This window comes from Amycolatopsis minnesotensis (assembly GCF_039529815.1).
In the GTDB taxonomy this organism is placed as follows: domain Bacteria; phylum Actinomycetota; class Actinomycetes; order Mycobacteriales; family Pseudonocardiaceae; genus Amycolatopsis; species Amycolatopsis minnesotensis.
The window spans coordinates 1-14251 of the sequence record NZ_BAAANN010000080.1 but is presented as its reverse complement, the minus strand read 5'-3'; the positions used below and the strand labels follow the sequence as shown (position 1 = coordinate 14251).

10 protein-coding genes and 1 pseudogene are annotated in these 14251 nt (G+C 68.4%); 8 read left to right on the top strand and 3 right to left on the bottom strand.

Annotated elements, in window-relative coordinates; all coding sequences use genetic code 11:
• The first annotated feature begins 1168 nt into the window (after positions 1 to 1168).
• From ABD256_RS43435 to ABD256_RS43410, 6 genes are read left to right on the top strand one after another with little or no spacing between them, the layout of a single operon-like run.
• Complete coding sequence (locus ABD256_RS43435) at positions 1169 to 2734, top strand: amino acid adenylation domain-containing protein (protein ID WP_344432149.1); 1566 nt, start codon at positions 1169 to 1171, stop codon at positions 2732 to 2734.
• Positions 2731 to 4020 (top strand): ferredoxin reductase domain-containing protein, encoded by a 1290-nt coding sequence (locus ABD256_RS43430; RefSeq protein WP_344432147.1) that lies wholly within the window; start codon positions 2731 to 2733, stop codon positions 4018 to 4020. The genes ABD256_RS43435 and ABD256_RS43430 overlap by 4 nt, the downstream gene beginning before the upstream one ends.
• Positions 4021 to 4049: 29 nt before the next feature.
• Entirely contained in the window at positions 4050 to 4814 is a 765-nt protein-coding gene (locus ABD256_RS43425; protein ID WP_344432145.1) for an enoyl-CoA hydratase-related protein, read from the top strand.
• A gap of 56 nt (positions 4815 to 4870) precedes the next feature.
• Entirely contained in the window at positions 4871 to 6244 is a 1374-nt protein-coding gene (locus ABD256_RS43420; protein ID WP_344432143.1) for a cytochrome P450, read from the top strand.
• Positions 6241 to 7293: a terpene synthase family protein gene (locus ABD256_RS43415; RefSeq protein WP_344432141.1), complete on the top strand. Its 1053-nt coding sequence runs from the start codon at positions 6241 to 6243 to the stop codon at positions 7291 to 7293. The genes ABD256_RS43420 and ABD256_RS43415 overlap by 4 nt, the downstream gene beginning before the upstream one ends.
• Before the next feature lie 36 nt (positions 7294 to 7329).
• Positions 7330 to 8382, top strand: coding sequence for a polyprenyl synthetase family protein (locus ABD256_RS43410; RefSeq protein ID WP_344432139.1), 1053 nt, complete (start codon positions 7330 to 7332; stop codon positions 8380 to 8382).
• A gap of 562 nt (positions 8383 to 8944) precedes the next feature.
• Here ABD256_RS43410 and ABD256_RS43405 read toward each other — a convergent pair.
• A complete protein-coding gene (locus tag ABD256_RS43405; RefSeq protein WP_344432137.1) occupies positions 8945 to 9757 on the bottom strand; it encodes a serine hydrolase in 813 nt (270 codons plus the stop codon).
• A 176-nt stretch (positions 9758 to 9933) separates the two neighbouring features.
• Between ABD256_RS43405 and ABD256_RS43400 the strand changes: the two genes are divergently transcribed.
• Together ABD256_RS43400 and ABD256_RS43395 are read left to right on the top strand one after the other, a co-directional pair.
• Entirely contained in the window at positions 9934 to 10620 is a 687-nt protein-coding gene (locus tag ABD256_RS43400) for a response regulator transcription factor (RefSeq protein ID WP_425546620.1), read from the top strand.
• Entirely contained in the window at positions 10617 to 12236 is a 1620-nt protein-coding gene (locus ABD256_RS43395; protein WP_344432133.1) for a sensor histidine kinase, read from the top strand. The genes ABD256_RS43400 and ABD256_RS43395 overlap by 4 nt, the downstream gene beginning before the upstream one ends.
• A 147-nt stretch (positions 12237 to 12383) precedes the next feature.
• Here the strand turns inward: ABD256_RS43395 and ABD256_RS43390 are convergent, their stop codons facing one another.
• Positions 12384 to 13640, bottom strand: coding sequence for a flavin-containing monooxygenase (locus tag ABD256_RS43390; protein ID WP_344432132.1), 1257 nt, complete (start codon positions 13638 to 13640; stop codon positions 12384 to 12386).
• Positions 13641 to 13648: 8 nt separating this feature from the next.
• Positions 13649 to 13768, bottom strand: a pseudogene (locus ABD256_RS44595) (hypothetical protein); the annotation flags it as partial.
• Between the last annotated feature and the right edge of the window lie 483 nt (positions 13769 to 14251).

Genomic DNA, 14251 nt, shown 5'->3' with positions numbered 1-14251 from the left:
CGCTATGACCGCTACGCCAACCACTTTTGCGCCTTCCTCACCCTCGCCGCCACGCTTACCTGCTACAAGAAACTCACCAAATGAGACACGCTCTTAGCGGGAGGTCATCAGACGCTGTGCGGGCCGGGTGCCCTGCTGGACCTGGGGACCGCGGCAACTCGCGGTCTTGATCGGCCCGCGGGCGGGCCTTGCGCTTGCCGGTGTTGACGTGGGCGCCTGGCGGGTTCGGCCGTCGACACGGTTACTCCTGAGCGGGGTGCCCTGGTGGCATTCGGCGCAGGGCTGGGCGTCGGCGGGGATCGGGGCGTCGACGAGGCCGATCAGCGCGCGCCGGGTGAAGGCGGTTGTGTGCTTGTCGAATCGGGTCGTTACCGGGGTGTCACTGGTCCTGTGCACGGTCTGCGGGGTGGTGACACCGGTGCACGGCTCGCCGGCTGTTGCTGTCGCGGGCGGTTCAGGGACGGCGGGCATGACGAGGTCGAACGGTGGCCACGGCGGTTCGGGTTCCTGGTCCTGGGGCGTGGCCGAAGATGGTGGACGGTGGCCGGGGCTGGTCGTAGTTCCACGGGCAGGGCGATGGTGGTTGAAGCGGCTGGGTGCGCGGTTCGCTTCGGGCGGCCGGATCTGAACGCCAGCGGCTGCGGTAGCGGCGAGCGAGGCACCGTAGGGGCTGTAAATCCTTTGTAACCCACGAAACGGTTCTTGGCGGCGTTGGAGAAGCAGGATCCACCGTTTCCGCCCGGGTTTCTGGTACGAGGCCGGACGTGCGCGTAAGTGTGGTCGCCGTGAACGACCTCGTTTGCGCTGGCGGCGGGCACTACCACCATTTCCGGTGTGACCACTTGGGTTTATCAAGGTTGGGCTGAACTCGACGCGGCCCGGCAGCTCATGTGCCACCTCGGATGGCCTGGTCCGGAAACGTGCGATCCCTGTATCACCGCTTACTGGTGCGGTCAAGGTTTTCTTGCGAAAGGGTACTTTTGGGGACCGGATCGTATCTTTGGGTCACGGTTGCCTGACGGCTAGTGACACAAGTCTCCCTCAGAAAGTACCAAATAGGCCACACAGCGTAATGATTTGGCCTGATCGGGCGTGTCTGGCTGTGGCACTCGGTCACCGCCGAGTTCGAGGACTTCGAGGGGGAAGCTTTGAACGGAGCCAAGTTCCCATGGTCTACGTCGTCGATACCGCGGAATCGCTCTCCGCTGCCGGTCCGGATCTTGCCGGGCTGAGCCCGGCGGATCGCCAGTTGTTCCGGCGCTTCGGGTGGGGACCCGAGCGTGCGGTACCCCCCGACCCCCTGCACCTGCTGATCGAACGGCATGCCGCCATCGCGCCCAGTGCGATCGCGGTCGAGCACGGCGGGCGCCGGCTCACCTACGGTGAGCTCGACTGGCACGCGGACCGGCTGGCTACCCGCCTGATCGAGCACGGGGTACGCGCGGGCGACCACGTCGCGCTGGTCGTCCGCCGGGGCGTTCCGATGGTCGTCGGTATTCTCGCGATCCTGAAAGCGGGTGCCGCCTACGTGCCGCAGGACGCCCGGATCACCCGTCCCGCGATTCTTCGGCACGTCCTGGCCACCACCCGGGCCGAAATCGTCCTCACCCAATCCGATGCCCCGGTGACCGTCCCGGCCGGACACACCGGCATCGACATCGACTCGGTCATGGCCGAGCGAACCGATGCCGCTAAGCCGCGCGTCGAGATCACCCCGGACCACGCCTGCTACGTCTTGTTCACCTCGGGCACGACCGGCAGTCCCAACGGGGTCGTGGTCACCCATGCCAATGTGGCGAACCTGCTCCTCACCGAGCCAGGTGATCTCGGTATCCGGCGGGGCACGGTGGTCGGGCAGATCCTCAACATCGCCTTCGACATGGCGGCGTGGGAGATCCTCGGCTGCCTCACCCACGGCGGCACCCTGCTGATCCGCGACGGCGACATCGAAGCGGCCGCCGGCCGGGCGGACGTCCTGATCGCGACCCCGACCATCCTGTCCTCGCTGGATCCGGCCAAGTGCACGCGGCTGCGGACCGTGGCCGTGGCAGGCGAGCCGTGCCCGCGGTCGCTGGCCGACCGCTGGGCGCGGATCGGCACCTTCTACAACGGGTGCGGGCCGACCGAGGTCACCATCGTCAACACGATGCGGCGCCACCACCCCGCCGCCCCGCTCCTCACCATCGGCAGTCCCACCCCGAACAACACCGTCTACCTCCTCGACGAGCACCGTGCACCCTGTCCGATCGGGGACGTCGGCGAGATGTGGGCAGGGGGGAACTGCGTCACCGCGGGATATCTGGCCAATCCCGAGCTCAACGCCGAGCGCTACGCGCCCGATCCGTTCCTCGGCGGCGGCCGGATGATGTTCCGCACCCGCGACCTGGCCCGCTGGACCCCCGACGGCCAGCTGGAACACCTCGGGCGCACCGACGACCAGGTCAAGATCCGTGGCTTCCGGATCGAGCTGGACTCGGTGTCGGCCGTGTTGGAGAGCCTGCCCGGTTGCACCAGGGCGGCCACCCTCAAGCTCGACGACACCACGCTCGTGGCCTTCGTCCAGCCCGCGACCGTCGACCCGGTCGCCGCGATCCGCGCGGTGGCCGACGCGCTGCCCTACTACTGCACACCCGCTGTCGTGCACCGGCTCGCCGCGTTGCCGGTGACCAGCCGCGGCAAGATCGACAAGGCCTCGTTGCTGCGCATCGCGCGGGGCGAAGGGGCGGTCGCATGACCGCGCTGGCCGAACACCGGGACGACGCCGTCCTGCCGCCCGCTCTTCCCCGGCTGCGCCGGGTGTTCAAGCATCCGAAGCTGATGCACCACAACCGGCTCGCGGCGAGCGTGGTGCTGGTCAACCTGGTCGTGCTGGGCTGTGCCGTGCCCGGCGGGATCTCCGTCGACTTCGCGTCGCGCGCGGCGTTGGCGAACTTCGCGCTGGCCGTGCTGATCCGGCGCCAGCGCTTGATCAACCTGATGTTCCGGGTGGCCACCTCGGTGCCGGTGACCTGGCCGCTGCGGGTGCGGTGGCTGCTGGGCAAGGTGTACCACTTCGGCGGCCTGCACATCGGGGGAGCGCTGTCCGGGACGCTCTGGTTCGCGGCGTTCGTCGGGCTCGCCACCGCGCAGGCCGCGCCGGCGGCGGTGCTGGTGCTGGCTTACGCGTTGGTGGCCCTGTTTCTGGGCATGGTGGTGCTGGCGACGCCGAGGCTGCGGGCGAAGTCCCACAACCGTTTCGAACTCACGCACCGGTTCGGTGGCTGGCTGTCGCTGGTCCTTCTGTGGGCACTGACGGTGGTGCGAGTGCTCCACAGTGGATCGTCGCTGATCACCACACCCGATTTCTGGGTGCTGGCCGTGCTCACCGCGGCCGTCGCCGCGCCGTGGACGCGGCTGCGCAAGGTTGCGGTGCGCATCGAGCGGCCTTCGTCGCATGTCGCCATCGCCCGGTTCACCCACGGCCGCAAACCCTTCGCCGGTTCGTCGACCGCGATCAGCCGTTCCCCGTTCCGGGAATGGCACTCGTTCGCCAACATCCCGTCCCCTGATGAGCACGGTTTCCGCCTGACCATCTCACGGGCGGGGGATTGGACCGGCAGGTTCATCGACGATCTGCCTGCCCGCGTCTGGGTCAAGGGCATCACGACCGCCGGGGTCGCCAACATCGAGAAACTGTTCCGGCGGGTCGTCTACGTCGCCACCGGCAGCGGCATCGGCCCGTGCCTGCCCCACCTGCTGGCCCAGGAAGTGCCCGCCCTCCTGGTGTGGGCGACCCGCGCCCCGCGCGACACCTACGGGGACGAACTGGTGGACGAGATCCTGGCCGTCCAGCCGGACGCCCGGATCTGGGACACCGGGCAGCACGGCAAGCCCGACATGGTCCGGCTCGCCTACGCCGCCTACCGCGACTTCGGCGCCGAAGCGGTCATCTGCATTTCCAACAAGAAGCTCACCTGGCAGGTCGTCCACGGCCTCGAATCCCGGGGAATTCCCGCCTACGGCGCCATCTGGGACTCCTGAGCCCCAGCTCGAAGAAAGGCAACGAAACCATGCGCCTGAAGATCGAACGATCCGGCCGGGTGGTCTGGGTGCGGCTGCACCGGCCCGAGGTCTTGAACGCCCTCGACACCGCACTGATGACCGAACTGGCCGCCACCCTGACTCCCCTGGACCGCGATCCCGGCGTCGGGTGCTTCGTGCTCACCGGATCGGAGCGCGCGTTCGCGGCCGGCGCCGACATCGGCGAGATGTCCGGCAAGACCGCCGTCGACATGCTCACCGAAGACTTCTTCGCGGGCTGGGACGCGTTCGCCGCCTTGCGCACGCCGAAACTGGCCGCCGTGTCCGGTTACGCCCTCGGCGGTGGCTGCGAACTGGCGATGATGTGCGACCTGGTCATCGCGGCCGATACCGCGAAGTTCGGGCAACCGGAGATCACCCTCGGCGTCATTCCCGGGATCGGCGGCACCCAGCGGCTCACGCGGCTGGTCGGAAAGGCCAAGGCGATGGACCTGATCCTCACGGGAAAGCTGGTCGACGCCGCGGAGGCGGAGCGGATCGGCCTGATCTCCCGCGTCGTCCCGGCGGGTCGCCTGCTCGACGAGGCCACCGAAGTGGCCGAGCGGATCGCCGGTTTCGGCAAGCTCGCCGCGATGGCGGCCCGCGAATGCGTCGACCGCGCACTGGAAACCGGTCTCTCGGACGGAATCCGTTACGAGCGGCGGGTGTTCCACGCGCTGTTCGCGACCGAGGACCAGAAGGAGGGAATGCGTGCCTTCACGGAGAAGCGGAAAGCGTCGTTCACCGGCCGGTGACACCGGAAGCAGCAATGAGGAAAACCGCGGTACAACAGAGATTTCGGAGTTCAGCCATGACAGTCACTGAGGAAAGCCGCCAGTACGTGCTCGGGGACGCGCCGGGACGGTTGCCGCTACTGGGAAACGCCCTCCAGATCTTCCGGAATCCGCTCGACTACCTTCCCGCCCTGCGGCAGCAGGGGGACCTGGTGCGGGTCCGGCTGGGCCGGAGCACCGCCTACTTCGCGGCGACCCACGACGTCGTCCAGGAAGTGCTGCACCGGCCCCGGGAGTTCGACAAGGGCGGCGAGTTCATCGACAAGATGCGGGTCATCCTCGGTGACGGTGTCGGTACCTGCAGCGTCAAGACGCACAAACGCCAGCGCGCGTTCATCCAGCCCGCGTTCACCAAGGGCAAGATCGCCGGGTACTCGGCGGTGATGGCGCGGCACGTGGCCGACCTGGTCGGCTCCTGGCACGGCGGCCAGGAGATCGATCTGCTCGAGGAGATGAGCAAGCTCACGACCCGGGTGACGGCGGAGGCCATGTTCTCCGACCAGCAGGTCAGCGCGGAAGCGATCGCCGAGGTGCAACGGTCGTTCCCGGTGGTGTGGAAAGGCGTTTACCGGCGGATGACGGTGCCGCTGCCGGTGGTGCACGACGTCCCGACCAAGGCGAACCAGGATTACCGGCGCGCGCTCCGGCGGCTGGAGAACGTCATTTCGTCCATGCGGGACGCCTATCGCCAGGGAAACGGGCCGCAGGAGGACATCCTGTCCATTCTGGTGTCGGGAAGGGACGAAAACGGTGCCGGGCTGACCGACGAGCAGATTCGCGACGAATTGATGACCGTGCTCGCGGCCGGGGTGGAAACACCGGCCTCGGGGCTCACCTGGGCTCTGTACCTGGTGAGCCAGCACCCCGATGCCGAGTCTCGCCTGCACGAGGAGGTCGACTCGGTTCTGGGCGGGCGCACCGCCGTCGATGCGGATTTCCCGGCGCTGCCGTTCACGAATCGCGTCGTCAACGAAGCGTTGCGGATGTACCCGCCGGTGTGGTTCATCACGCGCCGCGCGGTCGTCGACACCGAACTAGCGGGACACGCCATTCCTTCGGGGGCGAGCATTCTGTTCAGCCCGTACGCGTTGCACCGGGATCCGGCCGTGTTCACCGATCCCGACGCGTTCGTGCCCGATCGCTGGCTGCCCGAAAACCTGAAGAAAATCCCGCGAAACGCGGTCATCTCCTTCAGCGGCGGCACCCGCAAATGCCTCGGGGACGTCCTCGCGAACCACGAGATGACCATCGCGCTCGCCTCCATCGCCGCTCGCTGGAAGATCCGGCACAAACCGGGACACACGATCAAACCAGCGGTGAAGGCGGAACTGACCACGGGCCACCTGCCGATGATCGTGGAAGCTCGGCGGCACGAAGGCGGCGCGGCATGACCGGCGCGGCAACGGAACCCGGTGCGGACCTGCGGCTGGCGCCACCGCCGTGGCACCCGCTGCGCGGCCTCGATTCGGCGATTTCCCCGCACGTGGCGGAACTGGAGGCCCACATCATCGGATGGGCGGACCGCTACGCGCTGTTGGACGACGCGCGGGCACGGGACAAACTCGCCAGGACCCGGCTCGGCGAACTCGTGGCGCGGACCTACCCGACCATCCTCCCGGCTCGCCTCGAAGCGGTCTCCGGCTGGTTCACCTGGGCGTTCGTCATCGACGACTGCTTCGACCGGTGCGCTGGCCAGTACGACGAGACAGCGGCGCGGACGTTGCGGGTCCTGGCCGGTGACCGCGAGCCCGGCGCCGCGGAAACGCGGCTGGAAGCACAACTCGCCGACGTGTGGCACCGGCTGACGGCCGGGATGGGCCTGACGTGGCGAACGCGATTCACCCAGCACATGGCGCACTTCCTCGCCGCCTTCAAGTACGAAGCCTTCAACCGGCGGACCCGGCGCGTACCTGACCTGCTCGGCTATCGCCAGTTGCGCCGGGCATCCGGCGGCATCACCCCGTCGCTGGACCTCATCGAGGTGGCTTCCGGGCTGGAGGTGCCCGCACTCCTCCACGAGTTCGAGCAGACCCGCGCCATGTTCGACCGCGCCGCCGATGTGGTGGTCTGGGTCAACGACATCGTTTCGCTGCGCAAGGAACTGGCCGCCGGGGAAACCACCAACGGCGTGCTCGTACTGGCCGCGGAACGCGAAATCGGCCTGCCGGAAGCCGTCGACGCGGCCTACACGCTGGTCGCCGAGCAGGTCAAGCAGTTCGAAGACGCGGAGGCCGAACTGGAAGCGCTCCTGAGCCGATGGCGCGGCTTGGAACCCGAAGCCGTCGTCGCGGCGCGGAAATTCACCGACGGTATGCGTGCGTGGATGCGGGGGAATCTCGACTGGTCCTTCCGCAGCGACCGCTATCAGGTGACCGACGGAGTGCTGCTGTCCACCGACACTTCCCTGCTGGCACCGAAACCGTCCGGCCCGGAAAGGTGAGGGTGGTGTCACCGCGAGCAGGAGAAGGGACCAACCATGTTGCTTTCTTCCGAAAGCCGCCCGGCCACACCGCGCGCGGCCGACCCGCTCGTCGCGTTCGCTGAGATCCGGGCCCTCGTCCTGCCGGTGCAGCGGCACTACGTGAACCAGCTCGCACCGCCGGTGGCGAACATCGCCGGTTACCACGCGGGCTGGCTCGACGAATTCGGGGAGAACCTCGCCGACCCGGCGGGCAAGGCCCTGCGGCCGGTGCTCGCCGTGCTCGCGGCGCGAGCCGTCGGCGCACCGGAGACCACGGCCGTGCGAGCCGCTGTCGTCGCCGAGATGATCCACGACTTCTCGCTACTGCACGACGACGTGATCGACGGCGACCGGCAACGCAGGCACCGGCCCGCCGCCTGGGTCGTGTTCGGCACGCATGCCGCCATTCTCGCCGGTGACGCCTTGCTCGCCGCCGCCGTGCGGCTCACCGCCGAAACAGACCGCAGCGCGGACCGCCGGGCGGTGCGGCGGTTGCTCGCCACCGTACGGGAGCTGGTGCGCGGGCAAACCCTCGACGTGACCTTCGAAAACCGGGAATCGGTGACACCGGACGAATATTCGGACATGGCACAGGGCAAGACCGCGGCCCTGCTCTCGTGCGCTTGTTCGCTGGGACCGCTGCTGGCCGGCGCGCCGGACGCGGTGACCGGCGAACTCGCCGCCTTCGGCTTCCAGCTCGGCATGGCCTTCCAGTTCGCCGACGACCTGCTCGGGTTGTGGGGTGATCCGGCCGCGACGGGCAAACCGGTCCTGGCCGACGTCCACCGCAGGAAGAAATCCGCACCCGTGCTCGCCGCGCTGAATTCCGGCGGGACGGACGCGCGCCGGCTGGCGGAACTCTACGAGCGTCCAGGCGCGCTGTCCGACGACGAAGCGACCGAGGCGGCGGACCTGATCGAACGGTGCGGCGGTAAGGAATGGGCCGAAGCCAGGGCGGCACGCCACACCGCGTCCGCGCTGACCCACCTGCACCGCGTCGAGGGCGAAGCGGAGCCGCTCGAAGAACTCGCCGCGCTCGTCCGTCACATCACCCACCGAGACCGCTGAAAGGGTGCCGTCGCCCGACCGCGCGCTACTCGGCCGCGCGATCCCGTTCGGGGTGATCGCCTGTACCTCGATTGAGCGGGCGGCCTGCCCCGCTGGCGGCCCGGCAGGTGCGCGAGAGACGCTCCCGCGAAGGCAGGTGAAACGAGGCGAGCTGACCGAAAGAGCCCGGAGTGGTGATCGAACGGCTCCGCTTCGGTGGTCCTGATCGCCAGATGTCCGACAGTTGTCCGACACTGTCGTCGTGTGAAGGCGGGTACGTTCCATGCTCAAACGAGGCCGTGTTCCCGGCGGTCTGGTGGTGCTGGAGATCAGCGCCGCCGTCGGTGACGAGGATCCCGGGGCCATTCCCGCCGAACCCGCGCTGCTGTAACGGCGCCGACCACGACCGGCTGAAGGCGTTTTCGCGCTGGGCCCACCAACCGCAGAACGTCCTCGACATACCCGGGGGGCGGACCCCGAACCGGCCGCTGTCGCTCGCACGGGAGCCGCGCTACCGCGATCAGTTCGTCCAGCGCGGTCTCGAGCGGCTGGAGGTACACCTGCGATGGCCGTGACGAGCGATTCAGCCGAACAGTTGCTGGGCAACGGTTTTGCACACGCCGGCGCCGTAGCGGTGTTCGGTGCCCTGGTCCGGATAGCGCACCAGCACGGCGAGCACCCAGTGGTCCCAGATCGCCATGCAGTTCACCGCCCACGTGCCGCCGTGCTCCGTCCAGCCGTTCTTGATCGCCAGGTGCGCACCGGCCAGCGCCGGCGCCTCCGGGATGCCGAACGCGTTGCTGGGGTCGACCGACCGCATCAGGCCGAGCAGTTTCGCCCGCCACTGCGGGGTCAGGCCGGGGCCGCGGGCCACGCACTCGCCGAGCAGGGTCGCGTCGCCTGCCGTCATGGTGGTCTTGGACCACCAGTTCGGGTGGATCCGCGTGTCGTGCAACCCGCAGGTGGTGATCATCCGTGCCACCGAGGCGTCACCGCCCAGGTCCAGGTACAGCGTCTGCGCGGCGTGGTCGTCGCTGAACCGGATCATCCTGGTGAGCCGGTCCTCGTCCGCGGCCGAGAGCCGCGAACCGTGCGAGGCGAGGTAGTCCACCGCGAGCCAGCTCTTGATCATGGACTCGGTGGTGTTGTGCAGGGTGCCGCCGCCGATCGTGGTGCCGGTGTCGCGGTCGCGCAGTGCCCAGGACCACTCGCCGCGGACGTCGGCCGACACCTTGGCGGCATCCGGTGCCGGGACTTCGAGTGACCTGCCCGGCGGGGACGACGCCAGTCCGGCCGAGAGCGGCTTTCCTTCGACCATCGGGGCGCTCGTGAAAACGAAGTACGTCGCCGCGGCGAGCGCGCCCACCAGCAGCGCGAGCAAGGAACTACGCGACATCGGATCTCCTTCGGAAGTGCCGTGAAGGCGGCTGTTCCGATGCTGCGATGGCGGTGATGAAGGATCGACGAAGAAGTGATCCGCCTCGGATGGCCGGGAGCCGCTCAGCGGATATCGAACGGCCGCTTCATCGTTTCTTCACGGCGGACCGTGCCTTTTCGGGCAGGATGTGCTGGGTGAGTGCACGCATTTTGGTGGCCGAGGACGACGCGAAGCAGTCCCATCTGATTCGTGCCTACCTGGAACGCGAGGGGCACAGCGTGCTGGTCGCCGCGGACGGCCGGACCGCGCTGGACCTCAGCCGGGCCCGCAGGCCCGACCTGGTCGTGCTCGACGTGATGCTGCCCGAGGTGGACGGCCTTGACGTGTGCCGGGTGCTGCGTACCGAATCGTCGGTGCCGATCCTGATGCTGACCGCCCGGTCGACCGAGGCGGACCAGTTGCTGGGCCTCGACCTCGGCGCCGACGACTACCTGACCAAGCCCTACAGCCCGCGGGTGCTCACCGCGCGGGTGCGGGCACTGCTGCGCCGCGCCGGTGACGGGCAGCCCGCGCCGGGCCTGATCCGGGTGCTCGACGTCGAGATCGATCCGGACCGGTTCGAGGTGCGCGTCGCCGGGCGGCCGGTCGCGCTCACCGCCAAGGAGTTCGAGCTGCTGCGGGCGCTGGCCGCCGAACCCGGCCGCGCGTTCACCAGGGCCCAGCTGATCGAGCGGGCCTTCGGGTTCGATCAGCACGTGCAGGAACGCACCATCGACGCGCACGTGATGAACCTGCGCCGCAAGATCGAGCCCGCGCCGTCGCATCCGAAGTACGTGCTGACCGTGCCCGGCCGCGGATACCGGTTCGCCGAGGGGCCGTGAACCGGCTCAGCTTCCGGGCGCGGGTCTTCCTGCTGATCTTCGCCGTCGCGGCCGCCACCGCGGGGGCGACCGCGTGGCTCACCGTCCGGCAGACCGCTCAGCAGGTGACCGAGTCCGCCGCGCTCGACCAGCAGGACGTCAACAACGCCGTGGACGCGATCACCGTGTACGGCCTGGCGCACCGCTCGTGGAACGGCGTCGGCGGCACCGTCACGGCGCAGGCCGGGCAGATCAGCCAGCGGGTTCGCCTCAAGACCGATGACGGCACGGTGACCGCGGACAGCAATCCGGCCGCCGGGCCGACCCCGGCCCGGCTCACCGTTTCCCTCGACACCCGCCCGTCGGTGTCGTTCGACGATATCTACACGCGACAAGGCCTCAGATCGATCATCGCCGCCCAGATCGGCAGCTACTTCGAAACCGCCAGGGTCGCCGATTGCGCCCTCAGGGCCGGTACGACGCCGACCCTGGCCACCGACGCCGCGGGCCATCGGTCCCTCCGCTCGCCGGGCTTGTGCGGGCCGTCGGCGGCACCCCCACCTAGTGTGACGGGCGAGAGCCAGACCTACGGGACCACCGACTACATCATTGACAGGTGCAGCCTGAACGTGGCCTGCCTGAACCGGGAGTACCAGGCGCAGGTCGCGAATCTGACGCCACCGCCAGCGCAGGTCCTCGTCGGCAGCGTGGACCAGCCGCCCCCGCCGCCCCGCATCTCGGTGACTCCCGCACTGCTGGTCGCCGGACTGGTCGCGCTCGTGGCACTGGCCGCCGCCCTGCTGATCAGCATGCGGGTGCTCCGGCCGATCGGCGCGCTCGCGGCCGCCTCGCAGCGCCTCGGCGAAGGCGCGCTGGACGAGCGCGTGCCGGTGCGGGGCGGCGACGAACTGGCCAAGCTCGGCCGTTCGTTCAACCGGATGGCCGAATCGTTGCAGCGCAGCAAGGAACAGCAGCACACCATGATCGGCGACATCGCACACGAGCTGCGCACCCCGATCGCGAACATCCGCGGCTACCTCGAAGCGTTGCAGGACGGCGTGTTCTCGCCCGATCAGGACCTTTTCCGGTCGCTGTACGAGGAAGCGCTGCTGCAACAGCGCCTGATCGACGATCTCCAGGAACTCGCGCTCGCCGAGGCGGGCTCGCTCGAATACCACCCGGCGCCGATGGACCTGGCCGAGCTGCTGCGCGCGGCCAGCATCGCGCACGCGGCCGGTACCGGGGTGCGCATCGAGGTCGACGCCCCGGAACCGGTGATCGTGGTGGCCGATCCGGACCGGTTCCGCCAGGTGACGGCCAACCTGATCACCAACGCACTGCGGGCGACCGCGCCGGACGGAATGGTCAAGCTGCGGGTGAGCATCGACGGCGGCGACGCGCTCCTGCAGGTCGCCGACACCGGTCACGGCATTTCCCGCGAGGACCTGCCGCACGTGTTCGACCGCTTCTGGCGCGCCGACTCCGCCCGCAGCAGGCACACCGGGGGCCGCGGCCTCGGCCTCGCCATCACCCGCGAAATCGTGACCGCGCACGAAGGGACGATCACGGTCGCCAGCGCGCCCGGCGTCGGCACGGTGTTCACCGTGCGGATTCCCCTTGCCGCGGAAGGACTTTAGCCAGGGAGCTGCCCGGTAGCCGGCGCATCCGCGGCAGACGTGGCCAGCAGGGCAGGGGACTCGGGCGTGTCAGACTTCAGCACGAGGTCGCCGAGGTCGACCGAGCTGGTCATTTCTGGAAGCTTGCGAGGTTTCCGGGCCATTTGGTCACGACCTTGCCCGCCATGCCCAGGCGGTACCAGCTGTGGCACGCACCGGCCTCCCAGACGCTGTCCGCCATTGCGCCGTCGACCCAGGTGTTGAACTCCTGCTGAGCCCTCTCCGACGGTTGGACGGAGACGCCGCCGTTCTCGTCGACCGCCGAATGTACTGCATGATCATCTTCATCTGCGCCTCGATGACCGCGATGATGGACCCGCTCGCCTGGGTGTGCGGGCCGGTCACGAAGAAGAGGTTGGGGAACCCGGCGACGATAGTGCCCTTGTACGCGTGTGGCGCTTCGCGCCACACATCCGCCTTCAGCGACCGCGCGGATTCGCCGTCGAACTCGATCCCGGCGAACATGTCGGTCGCGGTGAAGCCGGCCGCGAGAACGACCACGTCGGCGTCCCATTCGCGCCCGTCACTGGTCACGACGCCGGTCGCGGTCATCCTTGAGATCTCCGCCGACCAGACGGTGGTCCTGCGGTCGGCGAGGGCGGGGTAGAACGTGCTGGAGAGGACCGGCCGGCGGCAGCCGAACCTGTACGAGGGCGTCAGGAGGTCGCGCAGGTCGGCATCGACGATCTGCGACTCCATGTAGTCACGCCACTGCCTTTCGATCTTGGCAAGCTGGGTCTCGTCCATGACCGCCTGTGTTTCCGCCTCGACGTTGAAGCTGTGCTCGGCCTCTGAACGGATGGCTTCCATCCGCTCCGGTTCGTCCCGGAACCGCGCCTGCGCCTCGGCGTCGTAGAACTGTTCGTCCTTCGGCATGACATAGGGCGGGGTGCGGATCACCGCCAACACGCTCTCGGCCACGTCGACCGCATAGGGGAGAACCTGAGCGGCGCTGGCGCTCGCACCGACGACCACCACGCGCCGACCTTCCAGGGAGACCCGTTCGTCCCATTCCGCCGTGTGGATCACTTCGCCGCGAAACGTCTCGCGCCCCGGAATGTCAGGAATGCGAGGATTGCTGAGCGAACCACTCGCCACGATCAGGAACCGGCACGACAGTGATGTCCCCTCAGCGGTGCGCAGGTTCCACACACCGGCGCGCTCCTCCCAACTCGCCGACACCAGGGTGGCATTGAACCGGATGCGGTCCCGGACTCCTAGATCGTCGGCCACTTTGTTGAGGTAGGCGAGGATCTCGTACCACGGCGCGTAGCTGCGCGTCCACGTCGGGTTTGGCGCGAACGAGAGGCCGTAAAAATGTGCCGGGACGTCGCAGCCCCATTGGGGTAGCGGTTGTCCCGCCACACCCCGCCCAGTTCTCCGGCACGCTCGAGCATGACGAAGTCGTCCCGCCCCTCATCCAGGAGGTCGTGCGCAGCGCAGATCCCGCCGAAGCCCCCACCGATGACGACGGTCTCGTGGTACTCGGTCATGATTTCACTCCTACCTCAGTTCTGATAAAGCGGTCGTCGCATGGCCGGAATCAGTTCACTCCGGCAACGACCATCACGGAGAATGAGGGCGCGATCGTCAGCCGCGTTATCTCGATCAGCCATGTGCCGACAAAGGCACCGGAATCCCCGAAAAGAGTGAGGGAGCGCGCGCTGGCGATGGACCACAAAGTTCCACATCGCCCGGTTCGGAACAGCTCGTCGATAGCCGCGGTCACCCGCAGGTACGGCGCATCACGATCCATGATGGACTTGGCCGGCCCGCATCATCTCCGGGTCGACAGCATGTTCTTCGATGTAGCTCAGTCGCATGGCGTCCTCCTCGTCCGCACCCCCCACACTCCACGCTGCCGAGAGGTACCTCCAAGTGAGGTTGCCCCTGTGAACCGGTCACCCTGATCCCAGACGCTGGTCTGGGGAAGGATGTCCCTGTGTCACGTTCGTCGAAGTATCCGGAGCAGTTCC